Source organism: Pseudomonas sp. D5(2026), assembly GCF_057766845.1.
In genome coordinates this window covers 5,544,985-5,563,180 of the sequence record NZ_CM173421.1, presented here as the reverse complement: position 1 = coordinate 5,563,180, position 18,196 = coordinate 5,544,985, and the positions used below count along the sequence as shown (strand labels likewise).

Annotated in this window: 17 protein-coding genes; 13 read left to right on the top strand and 4 right to left on the bottom strand. The window is 61.4% G+C overall.

Annotated elements, in window-relative coordinates; genetic code table 11:
• Nucleotides 1–47 precede the first annotated feature (47 nt).
• The gene (locus AC3B5Q_RS25605) at nt 48–965 is read left to right on the top strand and encodes a LysR substrate-binding domain-containing protein (RefSeq protein ID WP_162149607.1); all 918 of its coding nucleotides are present in this window, start codon (nt 48–50) and stop codon (nt 963–965) included.
• Here AC3B5Q_RS25605 and AC3B5Q_RS25600 read toward each other — a convergent pair.
• Nucleotides 957–1,583, bottom strand: coding sequence for a zinc-dependent metalloprotease family protein (locus tag AC3B5Q_RS25600; protein WP_021785278.1), 627 nt, complete (start codon nt 1,581–1,583; stop codon nt 957–959). The genes AC3B5Q_RS25605 and AC3B5Q_RS25600 overlap by 9 nt on opposite strands.
• Nucleotides 1,584–1,851: 268 nt before the next feature.
• Between AC3B5Q_RS25600 and purE the strand changes: the two genes are divergently transcribed.
• The 4 genes from purE to AC3B5Q_RS25580 all read left to right on the top strand — a co-directional run bounded on the left by purE (nt 1,852) and on the right by AC3B5Q_RS25580 (nt 4,372).
• Entirely contained in the window at nt 1,852–2,343 is a 492-nt protein-coding gene (purE, locus tag AC3B5Q_RS25595) for a 5-(carboxyamino)imidazole ribonucleotide mutase (RefSeq protein ID WP_003253304.1), read from the top strand.
• Between the two features lie 10 nt (nt 2,344–2,353).
• On the top strand, nt 2,354–3,436 hold the full coding sequence (locus tag AC3B5Q_RS25590; RefSeq protein WP_021785277.1) for a 5-(carboxyamino)imidazole ribonucleotide synthase: 1,083 nt from the start codon (nt 2,354–2,356) through the stop codon (nt 3,434–3,436).
• 108 nt (nt 3,437–3,544) lie between these two features.
• Nucleotides 3,545–3,790 carry a GlsB/YeaQ/YmgE family stress response membrane protein gene (locus tag AC3B5Q_RS25585; RefSeq protein ID WP_010955824.1) on the top strand — a complete coding sequence of 82 codons (246 nt, stop codon included), beginning with the start codon at nt 3,545–3,547 and terminating at the stop codon, nt 3,788–3,790.
• Nucleotides 3,791–3,838: 48 nt separating this feature from the next.
• Entirely contained in the window at nt 3,839–4,372 is a 534-nt protein-coding gene (locus AC3B5Q_RS25580) for a DUF3299 domain-containing protein (RefSeq protein ID WP_003253310.1), read from the top strand.
• Nucleotides 4,373–4,495: 123 nt separating this feature from the next.
• Here AC3B5Q_RS25580 and AC3B5Q_RS25575 read toward each other — a convergent pair whose 3' ends face one another.
• Both AC3B5Q_RS25575 and AC3B5Q_RS25570 read right to left on the bottom strand, forming a co-directional pair.
• Nucleotides 4,496–5,392: a D-hexose-6-phosphate mutarotase gene (locus AC3B5Q_RS25575; RefSeq protein ID WP_021785275.1), complete on the bottom strand. Its 897-nt coding sequence runs from the start codon at nt 5,390–5,392 to the stop codon at nt 4,496–4,498.
• A gap of 71 nt (nt 5,393–5,463) precedes the next feature.
• Complete coding sequence (locus AC3B5Q_RS25570) at nt 5,464–5,862, bottom strand: acyl-CoA thioesterase (RefSeq protein ID WP_003253317.1); 399 nt, start codon at nt 5,860–5,862, stop codon at nt 5,464–5,466.
• A 361-nt stretch (nt 5,863–6,223) separates the two neighbouring features.
• Here AC3B5Q_RS25570 and AC3B5Q_RS25565 point away from each other — a divergent pair, with 361 nt between their 5' ends.
• From AC3B5Q_RS25565 to AC3B5Q_RS25530, 8 genes are all read left to right on the top strand, one after another.
• On the top strand, nt 6,224–7,513 hold the full coding sequence (locus AC3B5Q_RS25565; RefSeq protein ID WP_103469564.1) for an MFS transporter: 1,290 nt from the start codon (nt 6,224–6,226) through the stop codon (nt 7,511–7,513).
• Nucleotides 7,514–7,748: 235 nt separating this feature from the next.
• The gene (locus AC3B5Q_RS25560) at nt 7,749–8,747 is read left to right on the top strand and encodes a phosphate ABC transporter substrate-binding protein PstS (RefSeq protein ID WP_021785273.1); all 999 of its coding nucleotides are present in this window, start codon (nt 7,749–7,751) and stop codon (nt 8,745–8,747) included.
• Between the two features lie 138 nt (nt 8,748–8,885).
• Nucleotides 8,886–11,174, top strand: coding sequence for an ABC transporter permease subunit (locus tag AC3B5Q_RS25555; protein ID WP_021785272.1), 2,289 nt, complete (start codon nt 8,886–8,888; stop codon nt 11,172–11,174).
• Between the two features lie 71 nt (nt 11,175–11,245).
• On the top strand, nt 11,246–12,862 hold the full coding sequence (pstA, locus tag AC3B5Q_RS25550; protein WP_172402835.1) for a phosphate ABC transporter permease PstA: 1,617 nt from the start codon (nt 11,246–11,248) through the stop codon (nt 12,860–12,862).
• A gap of 72 nt (nt 12,863–12,934) precedes the next feature.
• A complete protein-coding gene (gene pstB, locus AC3B5Q_RS25545; protein WP_021785270.1) occupies nt 12,935–13,768 on the top strand; it encodes a phosphate ABC transporter ATP-binding protein PstB in 834 nt (277 codons plus the stop codon).
• 101 nt (nt 13,769–13,869) lie between these two features.
• Nucleotides 13,870–14,640, top strand: coding sequence for a phosphate signaling complex protein PhoU (phoU, locus tag AC3B5Q_RS25540; protein WP_021785269.1), 771 nt, complete (start codon nt 13,870–13,872; stop codon nt 14,638–14,640).
• Nucleotides 14,641–14,802: 162 nt separating this feature from the next.
• Nucleotides 14,803–15,693, top strand: a complete 891-nt coding sequence (locus AC3B5Q_RS25535; RefSeq protein ID WP_488392779.1) for a response regulator — start codon at nt 14,803–14,805, stop codon at nt 15,691–15,693.
• Between the two features lie 146 nt (nt 15,694–15,839).
• Nucleotides 15,840–16,736 (top strand): M23 family metallopeptidase, encoded by an 897-nt coding sequence (locus AC3B5Q_RS25530; RefSeq protein WP_021785267.1) that lies wholly within the window; start codon nt 15,840–15,842, stop codon nt 16,734–16,736.
• 12 nt (nt 16,737–16,748) lie between these two features.
• On the opposite strand, the gene AC3B5Q_RS25525 is transcribed toward AC3B5Q_RS25530, so the two are convergent.
• Entirely contained in the window at nt 16,749–18,089 is a 1,341-nt protein-coding gene (locus tag AC3B5Q_RS25525; RefSeq protein WP_021785266.1) for a hemolysin family protein, read from the bottom strand.
• Nucleotides 18,090–18,196 lie beyond the last annotated feature (107 nt).

The window sequence follows — 18,196 nt, the reverse complement described above, 5'->3', positions numbered from 1 at the left end:
GATATTCGAGCGTGTTCCATTTTGGTGCACGCCGGGAGATGTGCTTTGTGAACCTTGAAAGCAAATGGCTGGAAGACTTCAGCGCTCTGGCCGCTACCCGCAGTTTTTCCCAGGCGGCAGAGCGGCGTTTCGTTACCCAACCGGCCTTCAGCCGGCGCATTCGCAGCCTTGAGGCGGCGTTGGGCCTGCAACTGGTTAACCGCTCTCGCACACCCATCGAGCTGACCGAGGCCGGGCAGCTATTTCTCGTCACAGCGCGTACCGTTGTCGACCAGTTGAGCGAAATTCTCCGTCATTTGCATCATCTTGAAGGCGGGCAGGGCGAAGTGGTGCAAGTCGCTGCGGCGCACTCCTTGGCGTCGGGCTTCTTCCCCCGTTGGGTGGCCCAGTTGCGCAACGACGGTTTGAACATCGCCACCCGCCTGGTTGCGACCAACGTCGGAGATGCCGTACATGCACTGCGCGAAGGCGGCTGCGACCTGATGCTGGCGTTCTACGACCCGGACGCGGCCTTGCAGATGGATGCCGAGATCTTCCCATCGCTGCACATGGGCAACACTGAAATGCTGCCGGTGTGCGCCGTGGGTGCCGATGGCAAGCCGTTGTTCGACCTGGAAGGCGAGGGCAGCGTGCCATTGTTGGCCTATACCGCCGGCGCATTCCTTGGCCGCTCGGTCAACTTACTGCTGCGCCAGCGCAACCTGCGGTATACCACCGTCTATGAAACCGCCATGGCCGACAGCCTCAAGAGCATGGCCCTGGAAGGGATGGGCATCGCCTGGGTGCCGCGCCTGTCCATGCGTGGCGAGCTCGAACGCGGTGAGCTGGCGATCTGCGGCGGTAGCCAATGGCATGTGCCGCTGGAAATCCGCCTGTACCGCTGCGCGCTGGTGCGTAAGGCTAACGTCCGCTTGCTATGGCGCAAGCTGGAGTCGTCTGCAGCACAAGGTGAAGCGTCACTTTGAATTCTCCTTCAGGTAATCAGTGATATTTGCACGATTCCTGTCGCTGTAGCGGTAGCAGTTGGACCGTGCCGGTACACGGGGGTGCGTGTACGTTTCACACACCCAACCATTGAACTTCAGTTCGGCGTCTTCATGGGTGGCGCCTAGAAGATGGCCAATTTCATGAGCTGCAGCACCGTATGCGGCCACAGAGGCAATGGCTGTTTTCTGCTTTAAATAGGCCAAGCCGGCGTTGTAGTTCAGGCCGCTGTGATCGTAGCTGTTGCGGGTGAGCAGGAGATGTTTATCCATGAGGGAGTAGAGTCGGTGTCGCTTTTGTGCATACACCTGCCGGCTGAAAGCATCCAGGAGCTTTTCGGACGGCATTCCTGCATAAGCAATATCGGTTATGTGTTTTATATTGCGTTGAAATATCACTTCGACGGGATGTTGGCTGAAACTGCGCATTTCGTTCAGCCAATGCTGGAAGAAGTCTTCGTTCAATTGCCCGTCGTGCATATCGGCCAGGTCGTCGTGCACATAGACGGTGACGGTGAGCGCTTGGGCTGCCGAAGCACTAGGCAATTGCACGCTGAGTGCCAGACCAAACGAAAGTGCGAAGAAGCATGGAGTTTTCATGTAGACGTACCAAAGTGCTCGAGGAAGGGCTGCGAGCGTGCAGCACTCGTCGACCCCGAGGCAGCAGGAAAAAGTTGTCCCACGAGACAGCTTGCCCTTTGATCCGGCATGTGCTTGTAGGGGTGGGCGGCCAGCCTTTAAATACGTTACAATCCCGCGCCTTCGGCCGACTGGTCGATTCAGAATCCGTATGACAAGCCACGCCGGCCCACCTGCGTGGCTTGTTGCTTTTAGCGCGCCAGAAGGCGCTTGCAGGAGAGGCTCGACGATGAGTGCACTGGTTGGCGTGATCATGGGCTCCAAGTCCGATTGGTCCACCCTTAGCCACACCGCCGATATGCTGGAAAAACTCGGCATTCCCTACGAAGTGAAGGTGGTTTCCGCCCACCGCACCCCGGATCTGCTGTTCCAGTATGCCGAGGAGGCTGAGGGCCGTGGCATCGAGGTGATCATCGCCGGTGCCGGTGGCGCAGCCCACCTGCCAGGCATGTGCGCCGCCAAGACCCACCTGCCGGTGCTGGGCGTGCCGGTTCAGTCGTCGATGCTGTCGGGCGTCGATTCGCTGCTGTCGATCGTGCAGATGCCTGCCGGTGTGCCGGTTGCCACCCTGGCCATCGGCCGTGCCGGTGCAGTCAACGCTGCCCTGTTGTCGGCCAGCATTCTGGGCGCCAAGTACCCGCAGTACCACGCGGCGTTGAAGCAGTTCCGCACGGAACAGACCGACACCGTGCTGGACAACCCAGACCCGCGCCAGGCTTGAGGCTCAACCCATGAAGATCGGTGTAATCGGTGGCGGCCAGCTGGGCCGCATGCTGGCCTTGGCGGGTACCCCGCTGGGCATGAACTTCGCCTTCCTCGACCCGGCACCGGACGCCTGCGCTGCGCCCCTGGGCGAGCACCTGCGTGCCGACTACGGCGACCAGGACCACCTGCGTCAGCTGGCCGACGAAGTCGACCTGGTCACCTTCGAGTTCGAAAGCGTCCCGGCCGAGACCGTCGCCTTCCTTTCGCAGTTCGTGCCGGTGTACCCCAGCGCCGAATCGCTGCGCATCGCCCGTGACCGCCTGTTCGAAAAGAGCATGTTCCGCGACCTGGGCATCCCCACTCCGGCCTTCGCCGACATCCTCTCGCAGGCAGATCTGGACGCCGCAGTGGCCAGCATCGGCCTGCCGGCCGTACTGAAAACCCGCACCCTGGGTTACGACGGCAAGGGCCAGAAGGTGCTGCGCACGCCAGAAGACGTGGTGGGTACCTTCGCCGAGCTGGGCAGCGTGCCATGCCTGCTGGAAGGCTTCGTGCCGTTCACTGGCGAAGTATCACTGGTGGCCGTGCGTGGCCGCGATGGCGAAACCCGCTTCTACCCGCTGGTGCACAACACCCACGAGAGCGGCATCCTGCGCCTGTCGGTGGCCAGTCAGGCACACCCGCTGCAGGCGCTGGCCGAAGATTACGTCGGCCGCGTGTTGCAGAAGCTGGATTACGTTGGCGTGATGGCCTTCGAGTTCTTCGAAGTAGATGGTGGCTTGAAGGCCAACGAAATAGCCCCGCGTGTGCACAACTCCGGGCACTGGACCATCGAAGGTGCCGAGTGCAGCCAGTTCGAGAACCATCTGCGTGCCGTTGCCGGCCTGCCACTGGGCTCGACCGCCAAGGTGGGCGAGAGCGCGATGCTCAACTTCATCGGTGAAGTGCCGGCCGTGGACAAGGTTCTCGCCATCGGGGACTGCCACCTGCACCACTACGGCAAAGCCTTCAAGGTTGGCCGCAAAGTTGGACACGCCACCCTGCGCTGCGCTGACATGGCCACCCTCGAGCGCAAGATTGCCGAAGTAGAGGCGCTGATCAGCAACTGATCGGGCATCGAATCGAACTTCTGCAAGCGGCACGCCCTCTGAATATGGCAGCAAGCCGAAGCCCGTCTAGGCTTTGGCTTGTTCCAACTTCACTGCAGAGGGATTGCCATGGGTATCATTGGAACCATCTTCATCGGCCTCATCGTCGGCCTGCTGGCCCGCTTCATCAAGCCGGGCGATGACAGCATGGGCTGGATCATGACCATCCTGCTGGGTATTGCCGGCTCCTTGTTGGCTACCTATGGCGGCCAGGCGCTGGGTATATACCAGGCTGGGCAGGCGGCGGGCTTCTTTGGTGCGCTGGTCGGTGCCGTGGTCCTGCTGGTGATCTACGGATTCATCAAGAAACGCTGATTACTGGTTAGAATGCTCGGCAATTCATTCGAGTTGCCGAGCATTTTCATGCGTGCCTTTTTCCTTGTCCCCTTGCTGTTGGCCAGTACGCTGGCCCATGCCGAACTGCCCGAAACCGACTGGCTGGAGCTGATGCCCAGGTCGGACCAGAAGGCGCTGGAACAAATGCCTGAAATCGACCACAACTCACCGGAAGCCATGGGCACTTTTACCGCCAAGGGTGGCCTCAAGCAGAGCAAGGGCCTGCCTGCGGTGATGTATTCGACCAAGACCGTTGCGGCCATGAATGGCAAGGACATCCGCCTAGGTGGCTACCCTGTGCCGCTGGAGAGTGACGCCAAGGGCAACAGCACGTTGTTCTTCCTGGTGCCGTACCCGGGTGCGTGCATCCATGTGCCGCCACCGCCGCCCAACCAGTTGGTACTGGTGCGCTACCCGAAAGGCCTGAAGATCGATGACATCTACACCCCGCTGTGGGTCAGCGGCAAGCTGAAGGTGGAAAAGGTCAGCAATGACCTGGCCGACGCGGCCTATGCGCTGGATGCGGGGAAGGTGAGGGTGGTAGAAGACGCAGACCTTTGATAATTGGCCCGGCCTCTTCGCGGGCTTGCCCGCTCCCACAGGTTCTCCACAAGCCTCGAAAATTGTGGGTTACCTGTGGGAGCGGGCAAGCCCGCGAAGAGGCCGGCAACAAAAGTGTTGGGCTCAGATATTTTCACAACCGATCTGGACGCTCAGCGAATGACTCGCCCCAGGCTTCAACTCCACCAGGTCATCCCACACATTGGCTGTCTCGATGCACAACATCCGCTGCCATCCATCGTCAGCCATGTCCGCCAGCTCCTTGGCCCGCTCGGTCCACGGGTTCCAGATCACCGCTGAGCGCGAGCCGCTGCTGGTCAAGGTAATCCGCCGACTCCAATGCGTGTCGACGATGCTGAGGGTCTGCGGGGTGTTCAGGTAGATCCGGTCCGTCTCCCCGGCAAACGTCAGTGCCCCCAGCTGCTGGCGCTGTTCCCAGCCCGCCAGGGTCTCGATATAACCCAGCCCGTCGACACCCTCGACCCGCGCCTGGCGCACATCGCTGACCGCGAAGTAGCTATGCAGGGCCTGGCTGATGGTCACGGGGGTATTGCCCATGTTGCGGCTGGTCAGGCTCAGTTTTAGCTCTGTGCCCATCTCCACCACCAGTTTCAGCTCGACATCATGAGGCCAACCCGGCAGGTCGCCCTGCGCTTCAGGCAGTTCGAACTCGATCCGCAGGGTTTCGCCCACTTCCTCGATACCCAGCAATTGCCAGTCACGCGTGCGCGCAAGCCCGTGGGCAGGCGCCGGTGTTCCCTGGTACATGGCCTGGACGGCCTGAGGGTTGCGCTGCAGGTTGCCAAACCATGGCCAGCACACTGGTACCCCGGCGCGTACCGACTTGCCCTGGCGGAAGATGGCCTGGTCGCTCAGCCACAGCAGCGGCGGTTCGCCTACCTGCTGGTAGCTGAGGACCTGTGCGCCCTGCTGGGCGATCAGGAGTTCGGCGCGGTCACTGCTGATACGCCAACAGTTGAGTTCGCCATGTTGCTCGGTTACGACCTGAAAGGTAGCCATTGCGTTCGTCCCATTGATTGCCAGTGGGCCTTGGACCCGGGCACATGCAATGAGTTTACCGCCAGCGAGGCTCAGCGACGAGGCACGGAGCGGGTACGGCCACTGCCGTCGATGGCGACGAAGACGAATACCGCTTCGGTGACCTTGCGCCATTCGCTGGACAGCGGGTCGTCGCTCCACACTTCGACCATCATCTGGATCGAGCTGCGGCCGATTTCCAGGGTCTGGGTATAGAAAGACAGCTGTGCGCCTACCGCGACGGGTACCAGGAAGGCCATGCGGTCGATGGCTACGGTGGCTACGCGGCCGCCGGCGACACGGCTGGCCATGGCCGTGCCTGCCAGGTCCATTTGGGCAACCAGCCAACCGCCAAAAATATCGCCAAACCCGTTGGTTTCTCGCGGCAATGCGGTGATTTGCAAGGCCAGGTCGCCTTGCGGGATTGGATCTTCTTGTTCGAGCTCAATCATGCGATGGGGCCTCTGACCCGTGACGCTTTTCGTTGGTGTGGCGCAAAGGCCGGGTAAACGATTCAGCTTGAAACATACTACGCCGATTTCGTTTCACTGGGCGGCCGTAGGGAAACTCTGCGAAACCGCCTGACAATAGTGACCGGCGTTTTCGCACAACATCCCACGTTAGGAGCAACCTAATCCTACGATCTGCCAGTATATAGGGCATAACGGCCAGCGACGACCGCGCATTCATGAATATCTGCGTGGATTTTGTATCGCTTTCGGCGTAGCTCGGCAATTTGCTATCTTCGCCTGTCTCCAATCCAGAAGCCGCGCGCCAAGCGGCCTGCATGCCCTACAAAGAGAACAACGAGCGATGACCTCCGTGCCCAGCAGTATCGAGCAGCCCTCGCGGCCGCTGACCCGCAGCGACTACAAGACCCTCTCACTGTCCGCCTTGGGCGGTGCGCTGGAGTTCTACGATTTCATCATTTTCGTGTTCTTCGCCACGGTGGTGGGCAAGTTGTTCTTCCCGGCCGACATGCCCGAGTGGCTGCGGCTGATGCAAACGTTCGGCATCTTCGCCGCCGGTTACCTGGCGCGGCCGCTGGGCGGCATCATCATGGCCCATTTCGGTGACTTGCTTGGTCGCAAGAAGATGTTCACCTTGAGCATATTCATGATGGCCCTGCCGACCCTGATCATGGGGTTGCTGCCGACGTATGCGCAGATCGGCATGTGGGCACCGATCCTGCTGTTGTTGATGCGCGTCATCCAGGGCGCGGCAATCGGCGGTGAAGTACCGGGTGCATGGGTGTTCGTCTCCGAGCACGTGCCGGCTCGCAACACCGGCTATGCCTGCGGCACCCTGACCGCTGGCCTGACTGCCGGCATCCTGCTGGGCTCGCTGGTAGCGACCCTGATCAACAGCGTGTACAGCGCGGAAGAAGTGGCTGACTACGCCTGGCGTATTCCGTTCCTGCTTGGCGGTGTGTTCGGCCTGTTCTCGGTGTACCTGCGCCGTTGGCTGCACGAAACCCCGGTGTTCGCCGAAATGCAGCAACGCAAGGCACTGGCCGAGGAGCTGCCGCTGCGCGCTGTGCTGCGCGACCACCGTGGCCCGATCATCCTGTCGATGTTGCTGACCTGGATGCTTTCAGCCGGCATCGTGGTGGTCATCCTGATGACCCCGGCGCTGCTGCAGAGCTTCTACCACATCAGCCCGACCGACTCGCTCAAGGCCAACAGCCTGGCCATCGTGTTGCTCAGCTTCGGCTGTATTGGTGCCGGCAGCCTGGCTGACCGCTTTGGTGCGGGCCGGGTGTTCGTGATCGGTAGCCTGCTGCTGCTGGCCAGCTCCTGGACCTTCTACCACAGCCTGCCGACCCGCCCCGATTTGCTGTTCCCACTGTATGCCGTCACCGGCCTGTGCGTGGGCGTGATTGGCGCAGTGCCTTATGTCATGGTCAAGGCGTTCCCGGCGGTGGTGCGTTTCAGCGGGTTGTCGTTCTCGTACAACGTGGCCTACGCCATCTTTGGCGGGCTGACGCCGATGGTGGTGACCGCATTGCTGAAGGTGAGCCCGATGGCGCCTGCCTACTACGTGGCAGGCCTTTGCGCCGTCGGTCTGGCCGTGGGCCTGTACCTGCTCGCCAACAAGCGCTGATCTGCGCTACGGCTACTGGCCTCTTCGCGGCTAAAGCCGATCCTACAGGGGGTTGCACAGGCCTAAAGGCCGACACCGAACCTGTGGGGGGGCTTTAGCCGCGAAGAGGCCGGGCCTGTTTTCAGTGATGGCCTTTCATCCAATTGTCACAATGAAGTCATATCGTATTCATGCGGCCTGCCGATACTTGGGCCCGTTCCATCCAACACCCCAATATTCCTGCTAGGAGCAAGGCATGAAACTGAAGCGTTTGATGGCGGCCCTTACCTTTGCCGCCGCTGGCGTTGCAACCGCCAACGCGGTAGCCGCTGTCGATCCTGCGATCCCGACCTACACCAAGACCACCGGTGTTTCGGGCAACCTCTCCAGCGTCGGTTCCGACACCCTCGCGAACCTCATGACTCTGTGGGCCGAGGCCTACAAGAAGGAATATCCGAACGTAAACATCCAGATCCAGGCTGCCGGCTCCTCTACCGCGCCACCCGCGCTGACCGAAGGCACCGCCAACCTCGGCCCGATGAGCCGCAAGATGAAGGATGTCGAGCTGCAAGCCTTCGAGCAGAAGTACGGCTACAAGCCGACCGCCATCCCGGTCGCCGTCGACGCCCTGGCCGTGTTCGTGCACAAGGACAACCCGATCAAGGGCCTGACCATGGCTCAGGTTGACGCCATCTTCTCCTCCACTCGCCTGTGCGGTGGCAAGGCCGAGATCAAGACCTGGGGCGACGTCGGTGTGACCGGCGACCTGGCCAACAAGCCAATTCAGTTGTTCGGCCGCAACTCGGTATCGGGCACCTACGGCTACTTCAAGGAAGAAGCGCTGTGCAAAGGCGACTTCAAGCCTAACGTCAACGAACAGCCTGGCTCGGCTTCGGTCGTTCAGTCGATCAGCTCCTCGCTGAACGGCATCGGCTACTCGGGCATCGGTTACAAGACCGCCAGCGTCAGGACCGTAGCCCTGGCCAAGAAAGACGGCGGTGAATTTATTGAAGACAATGAAGCCAACGCCCTGAACGGCACCTACCCGCTGTCGCGCTTCCTTTACGTTTATGTCAACAAGGCGCCGAACAAGCCTCTGGCCCCGCTGGAAGCCGAGTTCGTCAAGCTGGTGCTGTCGCAAGCGGGCCAGCAGGTGGTGGTGAAGGATGGTTACATCCCGCTGCCAGCCAAAGTCGTCGACAAGACCCTGGCTGACCTGGGCCTGTCGCACGCCGGTAACGTTGCAAAGAAGTAAGTAATTAAGAAGAGGCCGGTGCCACAGCCCGGCCTCTTCCACGAATTTCCAGTCCGAAGCCAGGTTCCCTGTGCGGCGGGCTTTCGCGCGTCACCACTTTGTAATGTTTTTGTCACACGGGACCGCTAGGGTGTGCGCATGAATGATCTGGCCAATTCCAACATGACCCAAAACTCCCAGCCCGTGCGCATTGATTTCAATACGCCCGAGTTGCAACGCAAGCGTCGCATGCGCGCGCTCAAGGACCGCCTGACCCGCTGGTATGTACTGGTAGGCGGGCTTGCCGTATTGGCGGCAATCACGTTGATCTTCTTCTACCTGGCCTATGTGGTGTTGCCACTGTTCCAGGGTGCCGAGCTGACCAGCAAGAAAGCCCTGGAGCCGACATGGCTGCAGCAGGATGCCGGTAAGCCACTGATGATCGCGCTTGAAGAGCAGAATCAGGTGGGGATGCGTGTTTCGGACAAGGGCCAGGCATTGTTCTTCGATACCAAGACCGGTAACGAACTCAAGCGTGTCGATCTGGCAGTGCCGGCGGACACCCAGGTTACTTCCATCAGTACTGACCAGCCGGGCAGCGCGCTGGTGGTTCTGGGCTTGTCCAATGGTCAGGCCCTGGTGTTCCACCACACCTACAAGATCACCTACCCGGACAACAAGAAAACCATCACCCCTGGCATCGACTATCCGTACGGCGAGCAATCGTTCGTGCTCGACGAGCAGGGGCGTGCGCTGGACCACGTCAGCGTCAACGTCAATGGTGACACTCTGCTGCTGGCCGGCTCTACCGGTGCTCAGCTGCAGGTGGTCGAGCTGACCCGCACGGAAAACATGATGACCGAAGAGGTCACCACCGAGCAGAACCGCATCGAACTGCCGCAAATGACCGAAACGGTGAAGAATATCTTCATCGACCCACGCCAGCACTGGCTGTACGTGATCAACGGTCGCGCCACGGCCGATGTGTTCAGCCTGCGCGACAAGAGCCTCAATGGCCGTTATAAGCTGTCTGAAAGCGCCGACACCGAAATTACCGCCACCGCCCAGCTGGTTGGTGGCATTTCGCTGATCATCGGTGACTCCAAGGGCGGGCTGGCCCAATGGTTCATGGCCCGTGACCCGGATGGAGAATCGCGCTTCAAGCAGATCCGTACCTTCCAGATGGGCAAGGCACCGATCGTGCAGATCGACGCCGAAGAGCGCCGCAAAGGCTTCATCGCCTTGGACGCCGAAGGCAAACTGGGCGTGTTCCACAGCACTGCACACCGAACCCTGCTGGTTGAGCAGGCTGCCGAAGGCCCTGGCACCCTGGCCCTGTCGCCACGCGCCAACCGAATCATTATCGAAGAAGGCGGCAAGTTGTTGCCGTTGAGCCTGCGCAACCCGCACCCGGAGGTTTCGTTCAGCGCGCTGTGGGGCAAGGTGTGGTACGAGAACTATGACGAGCCGAAATACGTCTGGCAATCGACCGCTTCGAACACTGACTTCGAGCCCAAACTGAGCCTGTCGCCGCTGACCTTCGGTACCTTGAAGGCCGCGTTCTACGCCATGATCCTGGCCGCCCCGCTGGCCATTGCTGCAGCCATCTATACCGCCTACTTCATGGCCCCGCGCATGCGCCGCAAGGTCAAGCCGGTGATCGAGCTGATGGAAGCGATGCCGACGGTGATCCTTGGCTTCTTCGCCGGCCTGTTTTTGGCCCCGTACCTGGAAGGCCACTTGCCCGGTGTGTTCAGCCTGTTCCTGCTGATGCCGATCGGTATCCTGCTGGCCGGCTTTGTCTGGAGCCGGCTGCCGGAGTCGATCCGCCTGCGCGTGCCGGATGGTTGGGAAGCGGCGATCCTGATTCCGGTCATCCTGTTTACCGGCTGGTTCGCCCTGACCATGAGCCCGCACCTGGAAAGCTGGTTCTTCGGCGGTGACATGCGCCTGTGGATCACCAACGACTTAGGTATCACCTACGACCAGCGCAACGCCCTGGTGGTCGGTATTGCCATGGGCTTCGCGGTCATTCCGAACATCTACTCGATTGCTGAAGACGCCGTGTTCAGTGTGCCGCGCAGTCTGACCCTGGGCTCGCTGGCCTTGGGCGCGACGCCTTGGCAGACCCTGACCCGTGTGGTGATCCTCACCGCCAGCCCGGGCATCTTCTCAGCGCTGATGATCGGCTTGGGCCGTGCAGTCGGCGAGACCATGATCGTGCTGATGGCCACCGGCAACACACCGGTGATGGAGATGAACCTGTTCGAGGGCATGCGCACCCTGGCCGCCAACGTGGCCGTGGAAATGCCGGAGTCGGAAGTCGGTGGCAGCCACTATCGCGTGCTGTTCCTCGCTGCTTTGGTGCTGCTGATGTTCACCTTCGTCATGAACACCTTGGCCGAGCTGATTCGCCAGCGTCTGCGCAAGAAATACTCGTCGCTTTGATAGAAAGGTAGCGATCCGTGAAAAAGGATTCCCTCAAAGGCTGGTTCAAGAGCGGCGCCCCAGGCGTCTGGATGAGCGGCGGCGCGGTGGCCATGGCCGTGATCATGACCGTCGGCCTGCTGGCGGTGATCGCCGTGCGCGGCCTGGGCCACTTCTGGCCGGCCGATCTTGTCCAGGCCACCTACAAGGTGCCGGGCCAGGCCGATCACGTCGTCATTGGCGAAGTGGTGCAGAAGGAGGAAGTACCCCGGGCTCGTCTGAAGGGGGCTGGCCTGCCGGTGCCTGACCAAGGCCCGGAGTTCATGACCCGGGAGCTTATCAAGGTGGGTAACCGCGACCTCAATGGTAGCGACTTCACCTGGGTGGTCGGCGACTGGCTGGTCGATGAACAGCACCCGGCCGATCTGATGGCCCTGGAGCGCCGCGAGTGGGGCAATTTTTACGGCTACCTGGTCAGCGTCAAGGAAGAAGGCCGCGTAGTCGCCGAGGGGCCTGCCGCCTGGAACGAACTGCAGGCCCGTCTCAAGCGCGCCAACCAACTCAACAACGAGCTGCAAAGCCTCGAGAAGAAGGACATCGGTGCCATCAACCATGGCCTCGAGCGCCTGCGCTTGCAGGCGCGCAAGCTGGAGCTGGACGGCAAGCTGGACGCCGCTGCACAGGCCGATATGGACGCCGACCGTGCCGAACTGAATAGCCGCTACAAGGCCATTGAAGACCGCCTGACCGGCCTGCACCAGGCCTTTGCCCGTGACAGCCTGGTGGCCCGCGATGCCAACGGCCGAGAAGTGGAGATCAACCTGAGCAAAGTGGTGCATGCCATCCGGCCGAACGCGATGTCGGGCTTCACCAAGCTGGGTAGCTACTTCACCAAAGTGTGGGAGTTCCTCAGCGAAGACCCGCGTGAAGCCAACACTGAAGGCGGTATCTTCCCGGCCATATTCGGTACCGTGATGATGACCCTGATCATGGCCGTGATCGTCACCCCGTTCGGCGTGCTGGCTGCTGTGTACCTGCGTGAGTACGCCAGGCAGGGCCCGGTCACCCGGCTTATCCGCATTGCGGTGAACAACCTGGCCGGTGTTCCTGCGATCGTCTACGGTGTGTTCGGTCTGGGTTTCTTTGTCTACGTACTGGGTGGCTCGATCGACCGCCTGTTCTTCCCGGAAGCACTGCCGGCGCCGACGCTGGGTACTCCGGGCCTGCTGTGGGCATCGCTGACCCTGGCATTGCTGGCGGTGCCGGTGGTTATCGTGGCCACCGAAGAAGGCCTGGCGCGTATCCCGCGCACCGTGCGTGAAGGCTCGCTGGCGCTGGGCGCAACCAAGGCCGAGACCCTGTGGAAAATTGTCCTGCCCATGGCCAGCCCGGCCATGATGACCGGCATGATCCTCGCCGTGGCCCGTGCCGCCGGCGAAGTGGCGCCGCTGATGCTGGTGGGTGTGGTAAAGCTGGCGCCGTCGCTGCCCGTGGATGGTAACTACCCGTACCTGCACCTGGACCAGAAGATCATGCACCTGGGCTTCCACATCTATGACGTCGGCTTCCAGAGCCCGAACGTCGAAGCCGCGCGGCCGCTGGTATATGCCACTGCGTTGCTGCTGGTGCTGGTGATCGCGACTCTCAACCTCTCTGCCGTGTGGATCCGCAACCACCTGCGCGAGAAGTACAAGGCGCTGGACAGCTGACCCTGATTGCAAGCGCGCCGCCCGTAAGCCGGGCGGCCCTTTGAAACGAATTGATAGCGTATGGAGTTGACCATGCAGCAAGATTCCCACACCCATGGCATCGACATGTCTGCCTTGGGCCGCAACAAGCAGAGCCTGCGCCTGGCTGAAGAAACCGTGGCCATCGAAGTGCCGGGCCTGAGCCTGTTCTATGGCGACAAGCAAGCGCTGTTCGACGTACAGATGAACATCCCAAAGCAGCGTGTGACCGCCTTCATCGGCCCGTCCGGCTGCGGCAAGTCGACCCTGCTGCGTACCTTCAACCGGATGAACGACCTGGTTGACGGTTGCCGTGTGGAAGGAGCCATCAACCTGTATGGCAACAACATCTACCGCAAGGGCGAAGACGTTGCCGAACTGCGCCGGCGCGTGGGCATGGTGTTCCAGAAGCCGAACCCGTTCCCCAAGACCATCTACGAGAACGTGGTCTACGGCCTGCGCATCCAGGGCATCAACAAGAAGCGCGTGCTTGATGAAGCAGTCGAGTGGGCATTGAAGGGCGCGGCCTTGTGGGACGAAGTCAAGGACCGCCTGCACGAGTCGGCGCTGGGCCTGTCCGGTGGCCAGCAGCAGCGCCTTGTCATCGCCCGCACCATTGCCGTGGAACCAGAGGTGCTGCTGCTTGACGAACCGTGCTCGGCGCTGGACCCGATCTCGACCTTGAAGGTCGAAGAACTGATCTACGAATTGAAATCCAAGTACACCATCGTCATCGTGACCCACAACATGCAGCAGGCGGCGCGTGTTTCGGACTACACCGCGTTCATGTACATGGGCAAGCTGGTCGAATTCGGGGATACCGATACCCTGTTCACCAACCCGGCGAAGAAGCAGACCGAAGACTACATCACCGGTCGCTACGGCTAAGCGCCGCTCGCGAAACAGGCACCTCGGTGTCTGGCACCGGCGTTGCCGGTGTTCGCGGGTGAACCCGCTCCTACAGGGCCGCGCTACCAAAGGACAAAAAGATGATCAACAAAGATAGCCTTACCCATCACATTTCCCAGCAGTTCAACGCCGAGCTCGAAGAGGTGCGTAGCCACCTGCTGGCCATGGGCGGGCTGGTGGAAAAGCAGGTCAACGACGCGGTTACCGCGCTGATCGAAGCCGACTCAGGTCTGGCCCAGCAGGTGCGCGAGGTCGATGAGCAGATCAACCAGATGGAGCGCAACATCGACGAGGAGTGCTTGCGCATCCTCGCTCGCCGACAGCCGGCGGCCTCCGACCTGCGCCTGATCATCAGCATTTCCAAGTCGGTGATCGACCTGGAACGCATCGGTGACGAGTCGACCAAGATCGCCCGCCGCGCCATCCAGCTGTGCGAAGAGGGCGAGTCGCCGCGAGGTTATGTCGAGGTGCGCCACATTGGCGACCAGGTGCGCAACATGGTCCGTGATGCGCTGGACGCCTTTGCCCGCTTCGACGCCGACCTGGCGCTGTCGGTGGCCCAGTACGACAAGACCATCGACCGCGAGTACAAGACCGCGCTGCGTGAGCTGGTGACCTACATGATGGAAGACCCGCGCTCTATCTCGCGGGTGCTGAGCGTGATCTGGGTGCTGCGCTCGCTGGAGCGTATTGGCGACCATGCGCGCAACATCTCCGAACTGGTGATCTACCTGGTGCGCGGCACCGATGTGCGCCACATGGGGCTCAAGCGCATGACGGCAGAGGTGCAGGGCACTGCAGTCGCCAACGGTGAAAAGGCTAATGTTCCGGGCGAATCTGACGATAAGTAAGGTTGCTCCCGAGCATCGACGCCCGGCCTTGGCCGGGCGTTTTCGTTTGCGGTCGAGAGCCGGCAGGCACCCGCGAACGATGTGAAGAAGTCCCGGCGTGACCAGGTTGTAGCAAGTGGCCATCATTGGCAGTAGGCTAGACGGGATTCATAAGGAGTATCGATGAGTAAAGTGAATGTGCTGGTCGTGGATGACGCCCCGTTTATCCGTGACCTGGTCCGCAAGTGTCTGCGCAATGCCTTCCCGGGTATGGCCATCGAAGACGCGGTCAACGGTCGCAAGGCCATGGTCATGCTCGGTAAGGAAGCGTTCGACCTGGTCCTGTGCGACTGGGAGATGCCGGAAATGTCTGGCTTGGAACTGCTGACCTGGTGCCGTCAGCAGCCTGCACTGAAGAAACTGCAGTTCATCATGGTGACCAGCCGTGGCGACAAGGAAAACGTCATTCAGGCGATCCAGGCGGGCGTTTCCGATTTTGTAGGCAAGCCGTTCACCAACGAGCAACTGCTGACCAAGGTTAAGAAAGCCCTGACCAAGATCGGCAAGCTCGACAGCCTGATGGCCATCGGCCCGGCGCGAGCCAACTCGGCGTTTGCCAACGATTCGTTGAACGCGTTGACTGCGGGTAAGCCGGAAGCGGTCAAGGTTGCGGCGCCAGCGCCAGCGTCGGCCAAGCCTTTGGTCGCGGCTCCCGCACCGGCTGCCCCCGCGCCAAGCGGCCGTGGCCAGGGCCAGTTGCGCCTGGCCAGCGGCACGCAGCCATGCGTGATCAAGGCGTTGAGCCTGAAAGAGGCACTGCTGGTGGTACGCCGCAGCGAAGCGCTGCCACAGGTGCTGGAAGGTGCGGTGCTGGACTTGGAGCAGGGCGAAAGTGCCGAAGTCGCTCGCCTGAACGGCTACCTGCATGCTGTCGCGGCGTTGGAGCCAAAACCTGACAGTGACTGGTTACAGTTGACGTTCAAGTTTGTCGACCAGGATGCCCAGAAGCTCGACTACCTTTCTCGGTTGATCGCCCGCGGCACTGCGCAGAAGCACTTCACCCCTGGTGCCTGACCCGGCCCCGCGCCATGCTTTTGGCAGGCGCAGCACAAGGCTGCTCCTGCCAAAAGCCTGCCTCGCCCCATCCGACCAACTGCAATACAGACCGTAAAACCCGCTGCTAGGCTTCGACAGATCATAACTGTCAAAAAGCCACTATCATGCCCGCCCGCCTGCTGCTGTTCTGTGCATTACTCATGGCCTCAGCGTCGAGCCAGGGCGTGACGCTCTACAAGATCACCGACGATTCCGGTGTCATCTCCTATTCTGACCGGCCTGGCCCCGGCGCCAAGCCCTTGGTGCTGCGCGAGCCCATGGTCGAAACGCTCGAAGGCCAAGTGCGGCTGAATGCGAAAACCTTCGACGGTGGTGTGAGCTTTTCCGCACGTAACGAGCTGCACGTGCCGGTAGAGGTAGAGTTGCGGCTGGACAACCTGGTCAACGCACAAGGCGGCGATGCCCCGCGTATTGTGCGTCGGCTGCTGCCGCCGCGCAGCACGCAGATGCTCAGTGTGCTCAGGGGGCGGCCCGGGCTGCTGCTGAACTACCGTTCGACCCTGCTGCAGGCCATGGGTGACCCGGGTAAGCGGCCCCAGGGCTTCCGCTATGCGTTCCCGTGGATTGGCGGGCCGTTCCGCGTCACTCAGGGCCCCAATGGCCGCGTCAGTCATTTTGGACCCAAAGGGCGCTACGCCATGGATGTCGCCATGCCCGAAGGCACCACCATCATCGCCGCGCGGGAAGGGGTGGTGGTGAAGACGGAGAACAGCCAGAGCGGGCGCGGCCCAAACCCCTCGGGCAACTTTGTCAGGATTTTGCACCCGGATGGCACCATGGGCGTATACCTTCACCTGATGCGCGGTTCGGTGGTGGTGGCGGAGGGGCAAAGGGTACGGCAGGGCCAGATGCTGGCCAAGTCGGGCAATACCGGCAACAGCACTGGGCCGCACCTGCATTTTGTGGTGCAGCGCAATGTGGGGTTGGCGCTGGAATCGATACCTTACCGCTTCGCCAGGCCGATCAGCGGGATGCCGGATTTCACTGCCGGCAACCCCTGACCGATTGGACCATCAATCCAGCTTCAGCACCTTGGCCAGTACGATCTTGGGCCCTTTCATCTTCTTGATGATGATGCGCAGCCCTTCGACCTCCAGCACTTCCTCTTCTTCAGGGACGCGCTTGAGCGTCTCGTAGATCAGCCCGGCCAGGGTTTCCGCCTCGATGTGGTCAAGGTCGATACCCAGCAGGCGCTCGACCTTGAACAGCGGGGTGTCCCCGCGCACCAGCAGCTTGCCCGGCTGGTAGGCGAGAATGCCTCGCTCGGTCTTGCGGTGCTCGTCCTGGATGTCGCCCACCAGCACTTCCAGCACGTCTTCCATGGTCAGGTAGCCGATCACCTTGCCATCGGCCTCTTCTACCAGCACGAAGTGCGCCCCGCCCTTACGGAACTGCTCCAGCAGCTGGGCCAAGGGCATGTGCCGCGACACGCGTTCGAGTGGCCGGGCAAGGTCCTCCAGGTCGATGGTCTCTGGCAAGTGCTCCAGCTCAGCCAGCTCCAGCAGCAGGTCCTTGATGTGCAGCAGGCCGGTGAATTCTTCGCGCTCGGCGTCGTATACCGGGTAGCGGCTGAACTTGTGGCGGCGCACCAGAGCCAGGATCTGCTTCAGAGGCGCATGGGCGTCGATGCTGATCATGTCCTCGCGCGAGTTGGCCCAGTCGACCACTTCCAGCTCGCCCATTTCCACGGCCGAGGCCAGCACGCGCATGCCTTGGTCGCTTGGGTCCTGACCACGGCTGGAGTGCAGGATCAGCTTGAGCTCTTCGCGGCTGTAGTGGTGTTCGTGGTGCGGGCCAGGCTCGCCCTGGCCGGCAATGCGCAGGATGGTGTTGGCACTGGCATTGAGCAGGTAGATGGCCGGGTACATTGCCCAGTAGAACAGGTAGAGCGGTACCGCAGTCCACAGCGACAGCAGCTCTGGCTTGCGGATGGCCCAGGACTTGGGTGCCAGCTCGCCGACCACGATGTGCAGGTACGAGATGACGAAGAAGGCGACGAAGAACGAGATCCCCTTGACCAGCTCGGCGCTGTCCACGCCGAAATAGGCCAGCAATGGCTCCAGCAGGTGGGCGAAGGCGGGCTCACCCACCCAGCCCAGGCCCAGCGAGGCAAGGGTGATACCCAACTGGCAGGCTGACAGGTAGGCGTCGAGCTGGTTGTGAACCTTGCGCAGGATGTTGCCGCGCCAGCCGTGCTTTTCGGCGATGGCCTCCACGCGTGTGGCGCGCAGCTTGACCATGGCGAACTCCGCAGCAACGAAGAAGCCGTTGAGCAGCACCAGCAGGAAGGCAAAGATGATCATGCCGAAATCGGCGAATAACGAGGTGAGGCTGATACCAGAGGAAGGGTCCATGATGGAGTTTTTACGGGGTCCGTCTTTGAGATAGAGAGAAAAAAAGTGCCAGCTTTTGCTGGCACGGGGAATCCAATGTAGCGGCTGGGGCCGCAAAAGCAAAGGGC

Excerpts from the sequence above, each read along its gene's own strand:
- pstB (WP_021785270.1), top strand. The coding sequence starts at position 12,935 with ATGCAGCAAGATTCCCACACCCATGGCATCGACATGTCTGCCTTGGGC.
- AC3B5Q_RS25525 (WP_021785266.1), bottom strand. The coding sequence starts at position 18,089 with ATGGACCCTTCCTCTGGTATCAGCCTCACCTCGTTATTCGCCGATTTC.
- AC3B5Q_RS25560 (WP_021785273.1), top strand. The coding sequence starts at position 7,749 with ATGAAACTGAAGCGTTTGATGGCGGCCCTTACCTTTGCCGCCGCTGGC.
- AC3B5Q_RS25530 (WP_021785267.1), top strand. The coding sequence starts at position 15,840 with ATGCCCGCCCGCCTGCTGCTGTTCTGTGCATTACTCATGGCCTCAGCG.
- pstA (WP_172402835.1), top strand. The coding sequence starts at position 11,246 with ATGAGCGGCGGCGCGGTGGCCATGGCCGTGATCATGACCGTCGGCCTG.
- AC3B5Q_RS25535 (WP_488392779.1), top strand. The coding sequence starts at position 14,803 with ATGAGTAAAGTGAATGTGCTGGTCGTGGATGACGCCCCGTTTATCCGT.
- AC3B5Q_RS25565 (WP_103469564.1), top strand. The coding sequence starts at position 6,224 with ATGACCTCCGTGCCCAGCAGTATCGAGCAGCCCTCGCGGCCGCTGACC.
- AC3B5Q_RS25575 (WP_021785275.1), bottom strand. The coding sequence starts at position 5,392 with ATGGCTACCTTTCAGGTCGTAACCGAGCAACATGGCGAACTCAACTGT.
- purE (WP_003253304.1), top strand. The coding sequence starts at position 1,852 with ATGAGTGCACTGGTTGGCGTGATCATGGGCTCCAAGTCCGATTGGTCC.
- AC3B5Q_RS25580 (WP_003253310.1), top strand. The coding sequence starts at position 3,839 with ATGCGTGCCTTTTTCCTTGTCCCCTTGCTGTTGGCCAGTACGCTGGCC.
- AC3B5Q_RS25585 (WP_010955824.1), top strand. The coding sequence starts at position 3,545 with ATGGGTATCATTGGAACCATCTTCATCGGCCTCATCGTCGGCCTGCTG.
- phoU (WP_021785269.1), top strand. The coding sequence starts at position 13,870 with ATGATCAACAAAGATAGCCTTACCCATCACATTTCCCAGCAGTTCAAC.
- AC3B5Q_RS25570 (WP_003253317.1), bottom strand. The coding sequence starts at position 5,862 with ATGATTGAGCTCGAACAAGAAGATCCAATCCCGCAAGGCGACCTGGCC.
- AC3B5Q_RS25590 (WP_021785277.1), top strand. The coding sequence starts at position 2,354 with ATGAAGATCGGTGTAATCGGTGGCGGCCAGCTGGGCCGCATGCTGGCC.
- AC3B5Q_RS25555 (WP_021785272.1), top strand. The coding sequence starts at position 8,886 with ATGAATGATCTGGCCAATTCCAACATGACCCAAAACTCCCAGCCCGTG.
- AC3B5Q_RS25600 (WP_021785278.1), bottom strand. The coding sequence starts at position 1,583 with ATGAAAACTCCATGCTTCTTCGCACTTTCGTTTGGTCTGGCACTCAGC.